At 65.7% G+C, this 18,895-nt stretch carries 16 protein-coding genes; 2 read left to right on the top strand and 14 right to left on the bottom strand.

Features of this window, described 5'->3' with window-relative positions:
- Position 1: 1 nt before the first annotated feature.
- The 14 genes from smc to ACNEOT_RS13045 form a co-directional block, all read right to left on the bottom strand.
- Positions 2-3,655: a chromosome segregation protein SMC gene (gene smc, locus ACNEOT_RS13110; RefSeq protein WP_415974462.1), complete on the bottom strand. Its 3,654-nt coding sequence runs from the start codon at positions 3,653-3,655 to the stop codon at positions 2-4.
- A gap of 63 nt (positions 3,656-3,718) precedes the next feature.
- Positions 3,719-3,994 (bottom strand): acylphosphatase, encoded by a 276-nt coding sequence (locus ACNEOT_RS13105; RefSeq protein WP_415974461.1) that lies wholly within the window; start codon positions 3,992-3,994, stop codon positions 3,719-3,721.
- Positions 3,991-4,890, bottom strand: a complete 900-nt coding sequence (locus ACNEOT_RS13100) for an SMP-30/gluconolactonase/LRE family protein (RefSeq protein ID WP_415974460.1) — start codon at positions 4,888-4,890, stop codon at positions 3,991-3,993. Before ACNEOT_RS13100 ends, ACNEOT_RS13105 begins: the two co-directional genes overlap by 4 nt.
- Entirely contained in the window at positions 4,890-5,318 is a 429-nt protein-coding gene (locus ACNEOT_RS13095; protein ID WP_415974459.1) for an OsmC family protein, read from the bottom strand. Before ACNEOT_RS13095 ends, ACNEOT_RS13100 begins: the two co-directional genes overlap by 1 nt.
- A 52-nt stretch (positions 5,319-5,370) precedes the next feature.
- Entirely contained in the window at positions 5,371-6,243 is an 873-nt protein-coding gene (mutM, locus tag ACNEOT_RS13090; RefSeq protein WP_415974458.1) for a bifunctional DNA-formamidopyrimidine glycosylase/DNA-(apurinic or apyrimidinic site) lyase, read from the bottom strand.
- Complete coding sequence (rnc, locus tag ACNEOT_RS13085; protein WP_415975138.1) at positions 6,243-7,025, bottom strand: ribonuclease III; 783 nt, start codon at positions 7,023-7,025, stop codon at positions 6,243-6,245. The genes mutM and rnc overlap by 1 nt, the downstream gene beginning before the upstream one ends.
- Positions 7,026-7,051: 26 nt before the next feature.
- Positions 7,052-7,234, bottom strand: coding sequence for a 50S ribosomal protein L32 (gene rpmF, locus ACNEOT_RS13080; protein WP_032397784.1), 183 nt, complete (start codon positions 7,232-7,234; stop codon positions 7,052-7,054).
- Positions 7,235-7,843 (bottom strand): YceD family protein, encoded by a 609-nt coding sequence (locus ACNEOT_RS13075; RefSeq protein ID WP_415974457.1) that lies wholly within the window; start codon positions 7,841-7,843, stop codon positions 7,235-7,237.
- A 91-nt stretch (positions 7,844-7,934) separates the two neighbouring features.
- Positions 7,935-8,726: a DivIVA domain-containing protein gene (locus ACNEOT_RS13070; RefSeq protein WP_415974456.1), complete on the bottom strand. Its 792-nt coding sequence runs from the start codon at positions 8,724-8,726 to the stop codon at positions 7,935-7,937.
- 135 nt (positions 8,727-8,861) lie between these two features.
- The gene (coaD, locus tag ACNEOT_RS13065; protein WP_415974455.1) at positions 8,862-9,350 is read right to left on the bottom strand and encodes a pantetheine-phosphate adenylyltransferase; all 489 of its coding nucleotides are present in this window, start codon (positions 9,348-9,350) and stop codon (positions 8,862-8,864) included.
- A 43-nt stretch (positions 9,351-9,393) separates the two neighbouring features.
- Complete coding sequence (gene rsmD / locus ACNEOT_RS13060) at positions 9,394-9,963, bottom strand: 16S rRNA (guanine(966)-N(2))-methyltransferase RsmD (protein ID WP_415974454.1); 570 nt, start codon at positions 9,961-9,963, stop codon at positions 9,394-9,396.
- Positions 9,960-13,376, bottom strand: coding sequence for a pyruvate carboxylase (locus ACNEOT_RS13055; protein WP_415974453.1), 3,417 nt, complete (start codon positions 13,374-13,376; stop codon positions 9,960-9,962). The genes rsmD and ACNEOT_RS13055 overlap by 4 nt, the downstream gene beginning before the upstream one ends.
- A gap of 160 nt (positions 13,377-13,536) precedes the next feature.
- Positions 13,537-15,807 (bottom strand): ATP-dependent DNA helicase RecG, encoded by a 2,271-nt coding sequence (gene recG / locus ACNEOT_RS13050; RefSeq protein ID WP_415974452.1) that lies wholly within the window; start codon positions 15,805-15,807, stop codon positions 13,537-13,539.
- A 13-nt stretch (positions 15,808-15,820) separates the two neighbouring features.
- On the bottom strand, positions 15,821-17,500 hold the full coding sequence (locus ACNEOT_RS13045; protein WP_415974451.1) for a DAK2 domain-containing protein: 1,680 nt from the start codon (positions 17,498-17,500) through the stop codon (positions 15,821-15,823).
- A gap of 272 nt (positions 17,501-17,772) precedes the next feature.
- Between ACNEOT_RS13045 and rpmB the strand changes: the two genes are divergently transcribed.
- Both rpmB and ACNEOT_RS13035 read left to right on the top strand, forming a co-directional pair.
- Positions 17,773-17,964 (top strand): 50S ribosomal protein L28, encoded by a 192-nt coding sequence (gene rpmB / locus ACNEOT_RS13040; protein ID WP_008717389.1) that lies wholly within the window; start codon positions 17,773-17,775, stop codon positions 17,962-17,964.
- Between the two features lie 132 nt (positions 17,965-18,096).
- Complete coding sequence (locus tag ACNEOT_RS13035) at positions 18,097-18,891, top strand: enoyl-CoA hydratase/isomerase family protein (protein WP_415974450.1); 795 nt, start codon at positions 18,097-18,099, stop codon at positions 18,889-18,891.
- The last annotated feature ends 4 nt before the right edge of the window (positions 18,892-18,895 follow it).

Raw genomic sequence — 18,895 nt, 5'->3', positions numbered from 1 at the left:
GTCAGGCGACCGTGTCGGGTTCGACGACGGGATCGGCATCCGGCTCGGTCGCATCTACCGCCACGCGTTGTCGGTTCAGGCGCTGCGAGATGACCGTGGTGATGCCGTCGCCGCGCATGCTGACGCCGTACAGTGCGTCCGCCACTTCCATCGTCGGCTTCTGGTGCGTGATGACGATCAGCTGTGACTTCTCGCGGAGCTGCTCGAACAGGCCGATGAGTCGACGCAGGTTGGTGTCGTCCAGTGCTGCCTCGACCTCGTCCATGACGTAGAACGGTGACGGCCTCGCCCGGAAGATGGCCACGAGCATGGCCACCGCGGTCAGCGATTTCTCGCCACCGGAGAGCAGTGAGAGCCGCTTGACCTTCTTGCCCGGTGGTCGTGCCTCGACCTCGATTCCGGTGGTGAGCATGTCCGTGGGATCGGTCAGGATCAGTCGTCCTTCGCCGCCGGGGAAGAGTTTGGCGAACACTCCGGTGAATTCTCGTTCGACGTCGATCCAGGCCTCGGTGAAGACCTGCAGGATGCGATCATCGACATCGGCCACCACACCCAGCAGGTCCTTGCGCGCGGATTTGACGTCTTCGAGCTGAGTGGACAAAAAGTTGTAACGCTCCTCGAGGGCCGCGAATTCTTCGAGTGCCAACGGATTGACCTTGCCGAGGGTGGCGAGGTCACGCTCGGCGCGTTTGGCACGCTGCTCCTGAGCGGCACGATCGAAGGGCATGGGTGCCGGGGCCACCACCTGTTCACCGCGCTCCTTGGCCGCCTCGTACTCGGCCATTTCGAGTTCGGTGGGCGGCAACGCCACGTCGGGTCCGTATTCGGCCACCAGATCGTCCAGGCCGATGCCGTGCTGTTCGAGAATGGTCGTCTCGAGTTGCTCGATCCGCAGCGCGGCCTGCGCGCGGGCGACCTCGTCTCGGTGGACGGCGTCGGTGATCGACGCCAGCTGCCCCTGCAGCGCTCGCACCTGCTCCTTAACCTTGCCGAGTTCGATTGTGCGCGTTGCTCGTTCGGCCGAGAGCTCGTCTCGCCTCCGTGCGGCGGCAGCAACGACCGTGGCCAGTCGCGCAGCGACGTCCTCGCCCGATTGCCCGACCGCCGCTGCTACCGCCGCCGCGTGCCGACGGGCGGCGCTCTCCCGTTCGGCTCGCGCCCTGGCTTCGCGTTCGGCTCGTGCCGCCCGGCGCAGCGAATCCGCCCGGCCGCGCACCGACTGGGCACGTTCCTCGGCGGTCCGTACGTTCAGCCGTGCTTCGACCTCCACCGCGCGCACCTCGGTGAGGGCGGCTGCGGCCATCTCTCGCTCCATGGTGGTTGCCGCATCACCGTTCTCGCCGTCTCCTGCGAAACCGGATTGTTCGTCCTCGGCCGACCGCAGGTTGTCCTCGAGCTCGGCCAGACGCGCGATGGCTTCTTCCCGGCTGGCTTCGGCGGAGCTGCGCTGCGTGGTCAAACGCGCGGACTCCGCGTGCGCGGAGCGCGCCAGCTGACCCAACCGGCCCAACTGCTCGTACACCGCGGCCATCGCAGCGTCGGATTCGTTGAGCGCCGCGAGCGCTTGCTCAGCGGATTCGCGCCTGTCCCGTTGCTCCGCCAGGGCTCCCGAGAGCGCTGCATCGAGTTCCTCGGCACGGCGCACAGCCGCCGCCAACTCCACAGTGGAGGTATCGATTGCCGACTGCACTTCCAGCGTGCTCGGCCGACGGTCCGATCCGCCTGTCACCCAACCGGGTTCGACGACATCGCCGTCCTTGGTCACCGCGCGCAGCTCACCGAGATCGGAAACGAGCCGGTGTGCGGCGTCGAGCGAATCGACGGCAACCACGCCGTCGAGCAATGCCGCCATCGCTCCGGCCAAGCGATCCGGATAGTCGATCAGGTCCAACACCCATCGAGCACCGCCCGGCAGTTCCGGACGCCGAACCGGTTGCGCCACAACGGTACTGCTGTGCACGATGGATGCGCGGCCACCGTCGGCAGCGCGCAGTGCAAGTACGGCATCGCGCGCGGCGTCGAACGATTCGGCGTGGGCGGCATCGGCGGCCGGTCCCATGGCCACTGCAACCGCGATCTCGTATCCGGGTTCGACGGTGAGATGGCCTGCGAGCAGACCCGACAGACCGTGCTGCTGGTTCTCCACCAGCCATCCGGCACCGTCCTTGCGCTCGAGGCCCATCGTGAGTGCCTCGATCCTGGCCTCGAACGACGCCACCCGCTTGCCCGCGATGCGCTCCTCGGCCTGCAGCTCCGTCACTCGCGCGTCGGCATGGCGCAATGCGGCGACGGCGCGTTCGTAGTGCGTGTCGAGGCTCAGTTCGCTCGCGTCGAGGGTGCCGATCTGATCCTGCACGCTCTCGAATTCCCGTTGGGCCGACTCGCCGCGTTCTCGGGCCTCGTCGATGGCCACCGACAGCCGCGCCACCTCGGCGTCGATCGACTCGACCTTGGTTCGGAAGGTATCGACTCGGCCGGACAGGCGCGCGAAACCTTCGCGGCGGTCGGCCACTGCCCGAACAGCGGCGAGGTGAGCGCGCTCGGCGGCCGATGCAGCAGCTTCGCGCTCGGCCAGCTGTTCGCGTGCTGCCTCGAGAGTCTCACGTGCCATCTCGACGGCTTCGATGAGTTCCATCTCTTCCTCGGCGACCCGCTCGGCCTGTGCTTCGAGCTCGTCCGGGTCCTGTCCCCGACCGGTGGACTGAACGGAGTCGAGGTGCCGGGCCCGCTCGTGTGCGATGCGCACCGTCGCATTGACGCGTTCGGCCAGGGCCGACAGGCGAAACCACGTCTGGCCGGCGGCCTCGGCGCTCGGGGTGAGCCGGGCGACGGCCTGCTCGTGTTCGCCGAGCGCCACCGAGCCTGCTTCGAGTGCGTCCTGCACCATCGCGTACTGCTCGCGCGCGGCTTCCTCGTCCTGGGTCTGGTTGGCGAATTCTTCGCGTCTGGCCACGAGATCGTCGGCCACCAGTCGCAACCGGGCATCGCGCAGGTCGGCCTGGACGGTCTGCGCACGACGCGCAACCTCGGCCTGCCTACCGAGTGGCTTGAGTTGCCGGCGCAGCTCGGTCGTGAGGTCCGTCAACCGAGCGAGATTGGCCTGCATCGCATCGAGCTTGCGGACGGCCTTCTCCTTGCGCTTTCGATGCTTGAGCACCCCGGCAGCTTCCTCAATGAAGGCTCGCCGATCCTCCGGACGCGATTCCAGTATCGCGGCCAGCCGGCCCTGCCCCACGATCACGTGCATCTCGCGCCCGATACCGGAGTCGCTGAGCAGTTCCTGGACGTCCATCAACCGGCACGAGCTGCCGTTGATCTCGTACTCCCCCGCACCGTCGCGGAACATGCGTCGGGTGATCGAGACCTCGGAGTAGTCGATCGGCAGCGCACCGTCGGAGTTGTCGATGGTCAGAGTCACCTCGGCGCGGCCGAGCGGGGCTCGGCCCGAGGTGCCCGCGAAGATGACGTCTTCCATCTTCCCGCCGCGCAACGCCTTGGCTCCCTGCTCCCCCATCACCCAGGTCAGAGCGTCCACGACGTTGGATTTACCGGAGCCGTTCGGCCCGACCACGCAGGTGATTCCGGGCTCGAAACGAAGAGTCGTCGCCGAAGCAAAGGACTTGAAGCCCTTGAGCGTCAGACTCTTGAGATACATAGCGTCCGTACTTTACCGGCCGTGATGCGCGTAGTGCGCCGAGCCTCCCGCAACGATCACCGCTCAGCGCTCGACGAAACCCGTCAGATCGCCGCGGGCGGGGTCCCAACTCTCCACCACGAGCGTGACCGTGCCAGGAGTGCCGCCTCCTCGGAGCGCGTCGAGCAATGCCTGCAGTGGCTCATGTGGGCCCTCAGCGATCACCAGGACCCGACCGTCCGCGTGGTTGGTCGCGTGACCGACCAACCCCAGTTCGAGTGCGCGCGACCTGGTCCACCACCGGAAGCCGACGCCCTGAACCAGGCCGTGCACCCAGGCAGTCAGCCGTTCATCGCTCACGGTCGAGCCACCTTTCGGACGGATCCGTCGAAACTGCTGACGTACAACGCTTTCGCGTCGAAACCGGCACCGCCGAACGCGACCGAGGAGGTCAGCGGAACACCGGTCGCAATCACGCAGGTCGATCCGGACGTCGGATCGATCCGGACCACCCTGCCGGCGAGATTCTGTGCGAGATAGATCATTCCGTCGTCGCCCACGGTCAGATCGTCCGACATCGTGAGTGGTCCGATGCCGTCGATGCGGATGCTCGCGGTCGGTCCGGACGGATTGTTCTCGTCGAGCACGGTGAGCGTCGTCTGCGGATCGAACGTGTTGGCCACGTACAGATTTCCCTGTCCGATACCGATACCGTTGGCCGAACCGAGGTCGGTACGGACCGTCGATACGGTGCGATCGGTCCCTATACGAGTCAGGCCGGCCCCGGCACCCAGGTTACGGGTGGTGAACAGCTCACCCGTCTCCGATCGAGCCAGCCCGTTGGGCATCGTGAGCCCCGAGGCGTACGTCGACCGAACCCCCGTACGGAGATCTATCGTGTCGACCGTCCCGGTCCGAGTATCGAACAGCCCTGCGGCAGCACTGTTCCCGGTCGTGAAATACAGGGTGTCACCATCGGTGACCAGTCCGCCCGGCGATTCGACGTCGGGCAGGAGGGTGCCTCGGTCTCCGTTCGGCCCGGCGGTCCGCAGGGCACCCGGCCCTACAGGAGAGGTCTCGGACACGATCATCGAACCTCGGCCGTCGAACTCGAGGTTCTCGGGCATCCCGAATCCCGACGCCACCGTGCTCACCGTCCACGGACTGCAGGTGCCCGACGCCTCCGCGGTGGGAGCCAGGGCGGTCGTCACGCCGAGGATCAGACCCACGACGACCACGGCCGCACCGGCTTTCATCAGGCGTCCACGTCGATGTCCAAGGTGACTTTCGTGCCGGCCTTCAGTGTCCGCCCCACGGTGCACACCTTGTCGATGGCGCGCTCGACGACGGTGAGCAGACGCTGCTGCGCCTCGGGGTCCATCTCGCTGAGGTCGACGCGGAGGATTTCGTTCAGTTCCGGGTACCGCTCGTTCTCTCGATCCGCGGTGCCGGAGACCTCGACGGTGGCGGAGTAGTCCTCGCCCAGTCGACGCGAGAGCGGTAGGTCCGAGCTCATGCCCGTGCATGCGGCGAGCGCGATCTTGAGCAGCTCACCAGGGGTGAAGACACCCTCCACGGACTCGGACCCGATGAGCACCTCGGCTCCTCGCGAGCTGCGACCGGTGTAGCGACGGGTGCCTGTGCGCTCGACCCAGAGGTTGGTCGGCGTGCTCTGTTCTGCCATGACGGAAATACTAGGCGGGCTCTTCAGGGGTGGAGCCCGCGGAATGCCCTGTTCACTGTCGGCTGCGCATGTGTCGGGGTCGCGGTTGGCAGGTGGGGCAGCTGAACGACGAGCGATTCATGAACTTCTCGCGCCTGATCGGGGCCCCGCACCGCGAGCAGGGCAGGCCCTCCTGGCCGTAGGCGTCGAGCGATCGATCGAAGTAGCCGGATTGTCCGTTGACGTTGACGTACAACGCGTCGAACGAGGTTCCGCCCTGCGCCAGGGCCTCGCCCATCACGGCGTGGACCGCAGTGAGCAGTCGTCGCAGTGCCGGCCGCGTCAGAGTCTCCGCAATTCGGTTGCCGTGAATCTTCGCGCGCCACAGGGCCTCGTCGGCATAGATGTTGCCCACGCCCGAGAGCACGGTCTGATCGAGCAGTGCCCGCTTGATCTCGGTGTGCTTGCCGCGCAGCACGGTCACTACCGACTCGGCGTCGAACAGCGAATCGATCGGGTCACGGGCGATGTGTGCGACCGGTTCGGGTACCGGTGTGCCGTCAACCGTGACGATCGGGGCGAGCGCCCAGCCTCCGAACGTCCGCTGATCGACGAACCGCAGATCGGTGCCGTCGTCGAGTCGAGCGCGAATCCGCAGGTGTTTCTCGTCCGGCGCGGACGGCGGCTGCACGAGCATCTGCCCGCTCATACCCAGGTGCACGACGGTCGCGAAGTCGCCGGGCTCCATCACCAGCCACAGGTACTTACCGCGCCGCTGAGCGGAAGAGATACGCTGACCTCGCAACTGGCCGATCAAATCGAGGCCGCCGAGATCGTGTCGCCGGACGGCGCGGGGATGCAGTACCTCGACCGACCGCATCGCCTTGCCGACGACGTGAGCTTCCAAACCGAGCCTGACGACCTCGACCTCGGGTAGCTCGGGCATCAGGAAGGGTCTGACACGGGCTCGACAGGAACCGCAGTGTCGTTGTCCGACAGCGCATTCCACGCCAAGCTGGCAGCCTTCTGCTCGGCTTCCTTCTTCGACCGACCGATACCGACGCCGCGCGGGAATCCGCCGACCAGGACGGTCGCGGTGAATTCCTTGTCGTGATCGGGACCGGTGGACGAGATCTCGTACGCGGGGACGCCGAGTGCACGTTCTGCAGTCAACTCCTGCAGACTCGTCTTCCAATCCAGGCCTGCCCCGAGCTTGGGGGCCCGATCGAGAAGGCCGGCAAAGAGGGTCAGAACCACGGTGCGCGCAACGTCGATGCCGTGTTGCAAGTGGATTGCTCCGAGCATCGACTCCATGCCGTCGGCGAGGATGCTCGGCTTGTCGCGTCCACCGGTTTGTTCCTCGCCCTTACCCAGCAGCAGGTGACGACCGAGTCCGCCGTCGCCGAGACCACGGGCCACCTCTGCCAGAGCATGCATGTTGACCACACTCGCCCTGATCTTGGCGAGCTGGCCCTCGGACTTGGTGGGGTGCACCGCGTAGAGATGCTCGGTGACGGCCAGCCCGAGTACCGAATCGCCCAGGAACTCGAGGCGCTCGTTGGTCGGTAGACCACCGTGCTCGTACGCGAACGATCGATGCGTCAGAGCCAACGTCAACAGGGGTTCGGACAGGGAGACACCGATAGCGGCGAGGAGCGACTCTCGGTCGTCCCCGCCGCTGACGGCAGTGGAGCTATTCTTCTGCGAACCGCCGCTGCGGCGGTCCACTACTTCGTTGGTCACGTAAGCGGAAATCAGACCGCTGCGACGACCTGGCGGCCCTTGTAGGTGCCGCACGAGGGGCACGCGATGTGGGGCAGCGTCTTCTCGCCGCAACCACGGTTGGGGCACGTCACGAGGGTGGGCGCAGTGGTTTTCCACTGTGCACGACGCGACCTCGTGTTGGAACGCGACATTTTGCGCTTCGGGACAGCCACTTACTTCTCCTCGGCTTCGTTGTTCACAAGTTCTGTGCTCGGTTCTGGATCCACGCCAAATTTGGCTGCAAGACCAGCCCAGCGAGGATCAATTGTATCGTGACTGTGGCCGGATTCAGCAATCGCCAGGCGAACGCCGCATTCTGGGCACAATCCCTCGCACTCGTCACTGCACACGGGATGGAGCGGAAGCTCCAGACCGACCGCATCGACAATGACGGGTTCGAGATCTATCAGGTCGTCGGCGATGCGGTGAATCTCGTCCGCATCGGTGGTCTCCTCGGTGATGCTGTTCGGGTAAGCGAACAACTCGGTGAGGTAGACGTCGACGTTGCCACTCACCGGATCGAGGCACCGCGTGCACTCTCCGGCAGTGACAGCTCGAACGGACCCGGTGACGAGAACGCCTTCCGAGACCGCCTGCAACTGCAGATCGAGCGAGACCGGAACACCGGCTTCGATGGCAATGGCATCGAGGCCGATTCGGGAAGGAGCCGGAACCGTCCGCTCGATGGCCTTCGTCGACCCGGGTCGACGACCGAGGTTGAGAATGTCCAGAACGAATCCGTTGTCCAATTCAGGACGAGTCGTTCTCTTGGGCGGGGGCACGGCTGTTCTTCCTTACTGTCGGTGTGCCTACTGTCGGTAAGCAACCCCACAACGATACGCACGCGTGCATACGAGGGCAAATCGCCACCGCTCAGTGCCTGCTGCGACGCCCCTGGTCCTGGCTGCCGTACGTGTGCTCACCGTAGGGCTCGCTGCCGTATTCAGGTACGCCCGAACCGGTCCTGAGCTGTTGACGCCCACGACCGACCGATCGAATGGTGCCGCTGAGGAACTCCTCGAACTCCGCGAGCTTGGTGTCGACGTACACGTCGCATTCGCTGCGCATCCGATCGGACTCGGCGTGGGCACTGTCGATCACCCGAGCCGACTCGGCATGAGCCGCCTGGACCACTTCGGTTTCCGAGACGAGTCGGTTCTGCTCGGCAGTGCCGTCGGCGACCGACCGCTCGTACGACGCGGTGCCGGACTCGATCATGCGGTCGGCCTCGGTGCGGGCGCGAACGGTCAGCGCCTCGTACTCGCGCTGGCCTTCGAGCACCGTCCGCTCGGCTTCTGCCTCGGCATCGGCCACGAGTTGCTCGGCATGCGCAGATGCCTCGGACACCATGCGATCGGCCTGCGCCTTGGCGTCGGCGAGAATGCGATCTGCCGAATCACGAGCGTTCTCGACGGTGTCCTGGGCCTCGGCATTGGCCGTGCTGACGGTCTTCTCCGCCGTGGCCCTGGCGTCGCCGACGAGCTTGTCACGATGATCCAGAACGTCCTGCGCGTCGTCGAGCTCGCCGGGAATGGCGTCTCTGACATCGTCGAGCAGTTCGAGAACATCGCCACGGGGGACGACGCACCCGGCAGTCATCGGAACGCCGCGCGCCTCCTCGACAATGGCGACGAGCTCGTCGAGCGCCTCGAATACGCGGTACACCGGTTACCCCAATCGTCGAATCTGCCACTGCTCATGTCGTCCGCCGCGCGGTCTTCACGCACAGTGCTGCGCTGCTCAGTCTGCCCGCCGATGCGGGCGTCTGCGCTATACCGGCCCGGTGTGTCGCTCTACGAACTAGTCTGCAGCACGCTCTGCGATTCGGGACATCAGACGATCCTGGACGAAACTCGGGAGCATCCCGGTCACGTCTCCCCCGAACGTCGCGACCTCTTTGATCAACGAGCTGGACAGGAAGCTGTGCGCGGGGTTGGCCGGCAGGAACAGCGTGTCCACACCCGTCAACGTTCGGTTCATCTGCGCCATCTGCAACTCGTAGTCGAAGTCGTTGGCACTGCGCAGACCTTTGACGATCGCCGAAAAGCCTTCTCGGCGGGCGTAATCGACCAGTAGGCCGAACCACGAACCCACTCTGACATTGGGCAGATGTTCGGTCGCGACCTCGAGCATCTCGATGCGCTCGTCGATGCTGAACATGCCCTTCTTGCTCTTGTTCACCATCACCGTGACCACCACCTCGTCGAACGCGGCGGCAGCCCGCTCGAAGATGTCGATGTGACCGTTGGTCACCGGGTCGAAGGATCCAGGACACAGTGCGCCAGTCATTCCGCGAACCTATCAGCCGGCCGCGGAAGCGCAGACCGACTGGTCATTCCGCAGGCTCCACTCCTGCCACTGCGATCTCGATCCGACTCTCCCCGTACTTCTTCGACCTCTCCGGAACCAGCCCGGTCGGCCATTCGGTCTCCGGCGAACGCGACGAACGCTCGAGCACGACGATCGCGTCGGGCGCAAGCCATCCCCCGGTGACCAGCCTGTCCAGAAGATCGGCGACCGCACTGTCGGTGACCGCATACGGCGGGTCGGCCATCACCAGGTCGAACGCCGCATCCGGCGTTCCAGCCAGCACCGAGGCCACCGGGGCGCACCTGACCGACGCGCCGGGCAACCCCACCGAGGCGATGTTCTGCCGTACCACCGCTGCCGCTCGCGCGTCGGACTCGACCAACAGCGCGGACGACGCACCACGCGAGAGCGCCTCGAGCCCCAGTGCTCCCGATCCCGCAAACAGATCCAACACGGCGGCACCCTCGAGATCCATCCGACTCTCGAGCGAGCTGAACAACGCCTCCCGAACTCGTTCGGAGGTAGGGCGGGTGCCCTGGCCGGGGACGGACAATCGTCTACCCCCGGCGGCACCCGCCACGATCCGCGTCATTCGCTGCCGGCCTCTTCGCCCGTCGACCCCCCACCGATCACGACGAGCAGATCGCCGCCCTCGACCTGCTGAACGCCCGAAATCGCCAGACGCGTCACCGTGCCGCCCCGCGGTGCGGTGATCGCGGCTTCCATCTTCATCGCCTCGATCGTGGCGATGGTGTCGCCGGCCGAGATCTTCTGTCCCTCTTCGACGGAGAGCGTGACGACACCGGCGAACGGTGCCGGGATGTGCCCGGAATTCGACCGGTCCGCCTTCTCGACCGTCGGTGCTTCGCTCGAGATCGATCGATCCCGTACGGACACCGGGCGCAACTGTCCGTTGAGGATGCACATCACGGTCCGCATTCCGCGCTCGTCGGGATCGGAGATCGCTTCGAGCCCGATGAGCAGTTCGACACCCTTCTCGAGGGTGACCCGATGTTCTTCTCCCTGTCGCAGACCGTAGAAGAACTGGTTGGCCGACAGCCGCGTGGTATCGCCGTACTTCTCGCGGTGAGCGGCCAGTTCGGCTGTGGGACCGGGGAACAGCAGACGGTTGAGAGTGTGACGACGCTGCGACGAAGTGCCGTCGAGGTTCTTCTCGTCCTCCTCGGTCAACGGTGTCACCGGCTTGCCCTGCCCGCGACCTTCGAGCGCCTTGGTCCGCAAGGGTTCCGGCCATCCGCCTGCAGGCGTGCCCAGATCGCCGCGCAGGAATCCGATCACCGAATCGGGAATGTCGTAGCGACTGGGATTCTCGGCGAATTCCTCGGCGGAGGCTCCGGCACCGACCAACGCCAGCGCCAGATCGCCGACGACCTTCGAGCTCGGCGTGACCTTGGTCAGACGCCCGAGCATGCGGTCTGCCGCAGCGTAATTGGCCTCGACGGTCTCGAACCGATCGCCGAGCCCCAGCGAAATGGCCTGCTGCCGTAGGTTCGAGAGCTGTCCACCGGGAATCTCGTGGGTGTAGACGCGGCCCGTCGGTGCCGGCAGTCCGGACTCGAACGGCGCGTACACCTTTCGCACGGCCTCCCAGTACGGCTCGAGGTCGCAGACGGCCTGCAGATCGAGACCGGTGTCGCGTTCGGTGTGCGCGGCCGCTGCGACGATCGCGGACAACGCAGGCTGACTGGTGGTACCTGCCATCGCCGCACTGGCACCGTCGACGGCGTCGGCCCCGGCCTCCCACGCCGCCAGGTACGTGGCGAGCTGTCCACCGGGTGTGTCGTGTGTGTGAACATGAACGGGCAGATCGAAATTGGAGCGCAACGCGGTCACCAGAGTCTTGGCCGCGGGTGCGCGGAGCAGGCCTGCCATGTCCTTGATGGCGAGCACGTGCGCGCCTGCATCGACGATCTGCTCGGCCAACTTCAGGTAGTAGTCGAGGGTGTAGAGATTCTCGTTCGGGTTGGACAGATCGCCGGTGTAGCTCAGTGCCACCTCGGCGAGCGCCGTTCCGGTCTCGCGCACCGCATCGATGGCCGGGCGCATCTGATCGACGTTGTTGAGCGCATCGAAAATACGGAAGATGTCGATACCGGTGTCGGTGGCCTCGGCGACGAAGCTGCGGGTCACCTTTTCCGGATACGGGGTATAGCCGACGGTGTTACGCCCGCGCAGCAACATCTGAATTGCGATGTTGGGCACGGCTTCTCGCAGGCTCGCCAGACGCTCCCACGGGTCCTCGTGCAGGAATCGCAGCGCCACGTCGTAGGTGGCACCGCCCCACGCCTCGATCGAGAGCAGCTGCGGCGTCGTGCGCGCCACGTAGGGGGCGACGCCCAACAGTCCGCTCGTCCTCACTCGCGTCGCCAGCAAGGACTGATGCGCGTCACGGAACGTGGTGTCGGTGACTCCGAGGGCCTTCTGATTCCGTAGATCGCGAGCGAAACCTTCGGGTCCGAGTGCGAGCAGACGCTGCCGCGAACCATCCGGAATCGGGGCGGAGAAGTCGACCGCGGGGAGCTTGTCGTGCGGATACACCGGGGACGGGCGCTCGCCGTGCGGCTTGTTGACCGTCACGTCGGCCAGGTAGGCAAGAATCTTCGTGCCACGATCGCCCGAGGACCGCGAGGTGAGCAGCTCCGGGCGTTCCTCGATGAACGACGTGGTGACGCGACCGGCGGTGAAGTCGGGATCGACCAGCACAGCCTGCAGGAACGGAATGTTCGTCGCGACACCGCGAATTCTGAACTCCGCCAACGCCCGTCGGGCGCGTGCCACGGCGGTGTCGAAGTCACGGCCTCGACAGGTGAGCTTGACCAGCATCGAGTCGAAGTACGCGCCGACCTCCGCACCCAACGTCGTGCCACCGTCGAGGCGGACGCCCGCACCGCCCGGCGTGCGGTACGCGGTGATGCGCCCGACGTCCGGCCGAAATCCGTTTGCCGGATCCTCGGTGGTGATGCGGCACTGCAGGGCAGCGCCGCGCAGCACGATGTTCTCCTGCTGCAAACCCAGATCCGCGAGCGTCTCCCCCGAGGCGATTCGCAGCTGAGACTGCACGAGGTCCACATCGGTCACCTCTTCGGTGACGGTGTGCTCCACCTGAATTCGGGGATTCATCTCGATGAAGACGTGATTGCCTCGGGTGTCGAGCAGAAACTCGACAGTGCCGGCGCACGAGTAATTGATCTCCTTCGCGAACGCGACGGCGTCGGCGCAGATCTTCTCACGCAATCCCGGGGGAAGGTTCGGAGCCGGAGCCAGCTCGATGACCTTCTGGTGCCTGCGCTGCACGCTGCAGTCACGCTCGAACAGGTGCACCACGTTGCCCTGGCCGTCGGCGAGGATCTGAACCTCGATGTGCCGAGGATCGATCACGGCCTGCTCGAGGAACACCGTCGGATCACCGAAGGCCGATTCCGCTTCGCGCGCAGCGGCTTCGATGGATTCGCGCAGCTGCTCGGGCTCGGCCACTCGCCGCATGCCTCGACCGCCGCCACCGGCGACCGCCTTGACGAACAGCGGGAACGTCATCGACTCCGACGCAGCCACGAGCTCGTCGACATCGGACGACGGTTCCGACGACGCCAGAACCGGAAGCCCCGCGGCCTTGGCTGCCGCGATGGCACGGGCCTTGTTGCCGGTCAGTTCGAGTACCTCGGCGGACGGGCCGACGAAGGTTATGCCTGCCTCGGCGCAGGCCGCGGCCAAATCGGGATTCTCGGACAGGAATCCGTACCCGGGATACACCGCATCGGCACCACTGCGCTTCGCGGCGGCGACGATCTCGTCGACCGAGAGATAGGCCCGTACGGGATGGCCCTTCTCCCCGATCTGATACGCCTCGTCGGCCTTGGTCCGGTGTACCGAGTTCCGATCCTCGAACGGGAACACCGCAACGGTGGAGGCACCGAGTTCGTAGGAGGCACGGAAGGCACGGATGGCGATCTCGCCGCGGTTGGCAACCAAAACTTTGGAGAACATTGGCTCAACTTACCCGGCAGCGTGAGCCCCCGAGGTGTACTGATCCCACGATGCGGGACCAAGTGCTCGATTTCGCCCACTGAAACGGTGCAGTACGTAGCTACTGCCTTACTGGGTCGTTCCTGCAGGCTCCACTCCTGCCTTCCTCGGTCGATTCCGATCAGGACTTCTCCAGGTAGTCGACTCGATCCGATCGCCACGCCGACCGCATCATGGACGCGATGCCGGGGTTCTTCGCCAGCGACGGGTCGAGCGTGAAGAGAGACCGAGCGCAATCCTGCGCGTCGGCGATGATGTCCTCGTCGTCGATGAACGAGAGCAGACGAAGTCCGCTGACCGTGCCGGATTGTGCCGCCCCGAGCACGTCGCCTTCTCGACGGGTGGCGAGATCCAGCTTGGCCAGCTCGAAACCGTCGTTGGTCGCGGCCACCGCCTCGAGCCGGGCGAACGATCCGCCCATCGGGCTGAGGTAGCTGATCATGATGCACAGGCCTTGGTGCCCGCCTCGACCGATGCGCCCACGGAGCTGATGAAGCTGACTCACCCCGAAGCGGTCGGCGTCCATGATCACCATCACCGTCGCGTTCGGAACGTCCACTCCCACTTCGACCACCGTGGTGCAGACCAGCACGTCGATCTCCCCGGCGTTGAACTCGGACATGGTGATGTCCTTGTCGTCTCCCGGCAACCGTCCGTGCAGTAGCCCCACCGAAAGGTCGTGCAGCGGTCCGGTGGCGAGCGCCTCGTGCAGGTCGAGCGCTGCCGTCGTCTCGGGACCGTCCTCGGACGTCGCCTTCTTCTTCGCGCCCTTCTTGCCGGTCTCGGCGTCCTCGTCGTCGCCGATCCGTGAGCACACCACATAGGCCTGACGGCCGGCGGCGACCTCCTCGCGTATGCGCTGCCACGCTCGATCGACCCAGCCCGGTTTGCTCCTGGCGGGCACCACGCTACTGACGATCGGCGACCGGCCGCGGGGCAGTTCGGTCAGTACCGACGTCTCGAGGTCACCCAACGTCGACATCGCAATGGTGCGCGGAATCGGAGTTGCCGTCATCACCAGTAGATGTGGGCTGGTGTTCTCGCGTGCCTTCGCGCGCAATGCATCTCGTTGCTCGACGCCGAACCTGTGCTGTTCGTCCACGACGACCATCGCGAGATCGAGGAACTCCACCCGGTCCTCGATGAGGGCGTGGGTACCGATCACGATGCCCGCGTCACCGGTGACGGCGTCGAGCAGCGCGGACCGCTTGGCCGCGGTGGACATGGAACCGGTCAACAACGCGACCTTGGTCGCCAGCTCGTGCGATCCGAGTTCTCCTCCGGCAGCGAGGCTTCCGAGCATCGAACGAATCGAACGCGCATGCTGGGACGCGAGGACCTCCGTCGGGGCCAGCAGGGCACACTGATGTCCGGCATCGATCACCTGCAACATCGCCCGCAATGCGACGATCGTCTTGCCCGAGCCGACCTCACCCTGCAACAGTCGCGACATCGGATGTGGTGCCGACAGATCGTTGGCGATCTCGGCTGCGACCACGTGCTGACCGGCGGTCAATTCGAACGGCAGACGCCGATCGAACTCCGCGGCGATACCGTCGGTGATCGGTGGGCATCGCGCGGCCACCCGCGTGGATGCATCGCGTCGACGGTCGGCGAGAACGAGCTGAACGGCGAGAGCCTCGTCGAATTTCAACCGCTCACGCGCGGAATCCTTGTCCTGTGCGGTTTCCGGAAAATGGATCGACCGCAGTGCGGTGTCGATGTCGACGAGGCCACGCTGCGCACGCACCGACTCGGGCAGCGGATCGGTCACATCGTCGAGTTGGTCGAGCACCTGCCGCACGCAGCGCATGAAGGTCCAGCTCTCGACGTCCTTCGCCGCTGGGTAGATGGGCACGAACGCACGGTCGAACACCGACATGTCGACGGCACCGGAGGAATCGACCGAACCGCGAGCAAGTCCGGCCAAGGTGCCTCCGCCGACGATACGACCCGCAGGCACGACTGCACCGTCGTTTCCGTCGCCGCCGAGAATCACGTAGCTGGGGTGCGTGAGATTCCACCGCTTGCCGAAGTACTTGACCTTGCCCGAGAACATTCCCCGCCGACCGGTCACGAGAACATGCTTGAGCTTGTGCGGACTGAAGAAGGTCGCGTCGATGCGCTGCCCGTCGGCAGCGAGGGTCACGGCGAGGAACTGACCGTTGCGGTTCTTCATCGAACGCAGTGTCGCGGACTCGATCGTGGCGACGATGGTGATGTGCTCGCCCTCCGGTGGCTCCTTCTCACCGAGTTCGGAACCGTGCGTCATGTAGCGGTGCGGATAGTGCCGCAGCAGCTCCTCCACGGTGTGAATACCGAAAACGTCTGCCAGCGGCGTCGCCGCCGCGGCTCCGAGGACGTCGTCGAGCCGGTCCACCAGCGTTGCCATTGTCCGAGATTCCCTATTCCACTCCGAATTGCACGAGATCCCCCGGCTGCCCACCTGTATAGACCACCACGTCGACACCGGGGTGCGCGCCCGTGACGTACTCGGCCAGTCGAGCGCCGAAGTCCTCCGATGCCTGGGCCCCGACCAGCACGGTCACCATTTCCCCTCCGGTTGCCAGGAGCTGATCGAGCAGCCGACATCCCGCATCGAGTGGACGAGCGGCGACGATCACCACCTCCTGCCCGGCCAGCCCGATGCAGTCACCCGGCTCGCACGTGCCGACCCACGTCAGCGACCGCACCTGAGCGATACGCAGAGAACCCCACCTGGTGCCCGCTGCCGCCTCGGACATCGTGAACGCGTCGTCGACCGCTGCCCTGGCGGGATCGTGAACCGCCAGCGCGGCCAATCCTTGAACCATCGCCGAGCACGGCAACATCACCACGTCCTTACCGTCGGCTCGGGCAGCCGCGCCGACAGCAACCAGTTCCTGCGCCGACAACGCCCCGTTCGGCAGCACCAACACCTCGCGATGCTTCATCCCGACGATCGCGCGATGCAGCACCGAGGAGTCGATCGCCTCGTCGCACCGCACCACCGTCGCGCCTTCCTGAACGTAGAGATCCGCGGCACCGTCACCGGCCACCAACGCCAAAATATCGCGACCCACCGACAGCGGCGCTCCGCCGTGCGTATCGAGGCTCGCGGCACCGGCGAACTCGGCCAGGCCGAAGCACGAGATACGCACCCCGCGAACGTCTCCCGCGGCGATACCGCGATCCACGGCACCGCCCGGGTCGGTCGTGTGAACATGTGCCGACCACGCCCCGGAACCGTCGCCTGCCACCACCACCGAATCGCCGATGTCCGACAACGCTTGCCGAAGCGTCGTCGCCTGCGCGTCGTCCAGTCCGTGGACGACATAGATCACCTCGTACCCGAGGGGCCGTCCGTACGCAGACCCCGACGTGAATTCCGGCGCGCCCGCGCACTCTGCCGCCCCGCTCGCCGAGGTGTCGACCGTCGGCCGCTCGTGTTCGTGCGGCCGACTGTATCGCCGCCGCGGCGGCGTGCGTCCGGTCACCACTTCCACCAGTGCGTCGAATATCACCGACAGCCCGAGCGCTCCGGCGTCCACGACCCCGGCCTCCCGCAGTTCGGCCAGCTGGTCGGTGGTGCTGTCGAGAGCGCGGGCGGTGGCCTCGGCGACATCGACGACCAAGGTGGCGAGGCTGACGTTGGAATCGTGTGCCGCGGCCTCGTGCGCGGCGGCAGCAAGAACGGTGATCATCGTGCCTTCGGCGGGAACGCTGACCGCGTCGGACACCAGAACTCGGGCTCGCCGGAGCATCGCCTGAACCGACACCGTGTCCAGCGAACCGTCGGCGGATGCCTCGGCGACGGCACGCAGCAACTGGGAGACGATCACTCCCGAATTGCCCCGCGCACCCGCTACCGCGCCCACAGCCAGTGCCCGTCCGATGGCTCGCGCGTCCGCGACGGGCCCGGCCCCTCGCATCGATTCCACTGCAGAGCGAAAGGTGAACATCAGATTGGTACCGGTATCGGAGTCCGGAATGGGAAACACGTTGAGTGCGTTGATCTCGTCGCATCGCGCGGTGAGCGAATCCACGCAGCGGTACGCCCAGCGGCGCAGGGCCGAAGCATCTATCGCTTCGAGAACGTCGACCACGTCGAGCACCTCCCCCGCGTCCCTTCGGTACCGGTCCGTACTCCGTGCCGGATGGTGCCCGAAGCTTAGTCGGGCAGCAACGAAGACGCGCCACGCGCGAGCCGGCTCATAGCGTCTGCCGTGGCGGTTTGGTGATTGCGTGCGACGCCGCTATTCTTGCAGGGTTGCCTCGAGGCGATCTTCACGCATTGCAATCTCTGCATCTGCTCGTAGTTCGTTTCGATGTCTTCGACCACATGTATCGATCAACATCTATCAAGGAGTTCGCGACTATGGCTGCCGTCTGCGACGTATGCGCCAAGGGGCCCGGCTTCGGTAAGTCGGTCTCGCACTCGCACCGACGGACCAACCGTCGTTGGAACCCGAATATCCAGACCGTTCACGCTCAGGTTGCGCCTGGTAACTCCAAGCGCATGAACGTGTGCACCTCCTGCTTGAAGGCAGGCAAGGTGGTCCGGGGCTGATTCGAGCCTCGCTCTTCGTTTTCCTCCACGGCTACATCCCGCGTGCGAGAACTGTGCCCCGCCCCCGAACTCGGAGGCGGGGCACAGTTGTCGGTGCAGTCGAACACTTGGACGTCCATTAGAGTGCCGAGCGTGACTGATTCGGATGACCACAACTCCAGCAAGGTCGACATCGAGGACGGTGTGCTGCGCATCGTCGTCGCCACCGAGGCCGCGGGTGCATCGCTCGACCTCGAAGGAATCGACGCGGGGACCTCGGCGCTTCGGGCAGTCGATTCCGGGACGACCACGATCGGGAGCGTCCTCCTCATCGGCCGAGGGCCCAATTTCTGTGCAGGCGGCAATGTGCGCGACTTCGCCGGTGCCGACGATCGCGGCGCGTTCGTCGGATCCGTCGCAGACAGGTTTCACGCGTTCGTGCGCGAACTGGCCGCAGTCACGGTCCCGATCGTCGCCGGTGTGCACGGCTGGGCGGCAGGAGCAGGGATGAGTCTCGTCTGCCTCACCGACATCGCCATCGGTGGGCCGTCGACCAAGCTGCGTCCCGCGTACCCCTCGATCGGTTTCACTCCGGACGGCGGCATGTCGTGGACGCTCCCCCGCATCGTCGGTTCGGGACGCGCCACGGACATTCTGCTGAACGACTCGATCATCAACGGAGAGGAAGCAGTTCGTCTCGGCATCCTCAGCCGACTGGTGGGTGATGACATCGTCGACAGCGAGGCCGAGCGCCTCGCTCGAACTCTCGCGGTCGGACCGACATCGGCGTACCGGGGCATCAAGTCGCTGTTACGAGCCTCCGAATCGGCAACTCTGACACAGCAGTTGGATGCCGAGGCCGCGTCGATCTCGGCGGCCGCATCGTCACCGGCCGGACGAGAAGGCGTCGACGCGTTCGTCGAGAAGCGTCGCCCCGATTTCTCCTGACCCG

It is taken from the genome of Rhodococcus sp. 077-4 (assembly GCF_047782425.1).
GTDB lineage: Bacteria > Actinomycetota > Actinomycetes > Mycobacteriales > Mycobacteriaceae > Rhodococcoides.
This window is presented reverse-complemented; position numbering and strand designations above follow the sequence as displayed.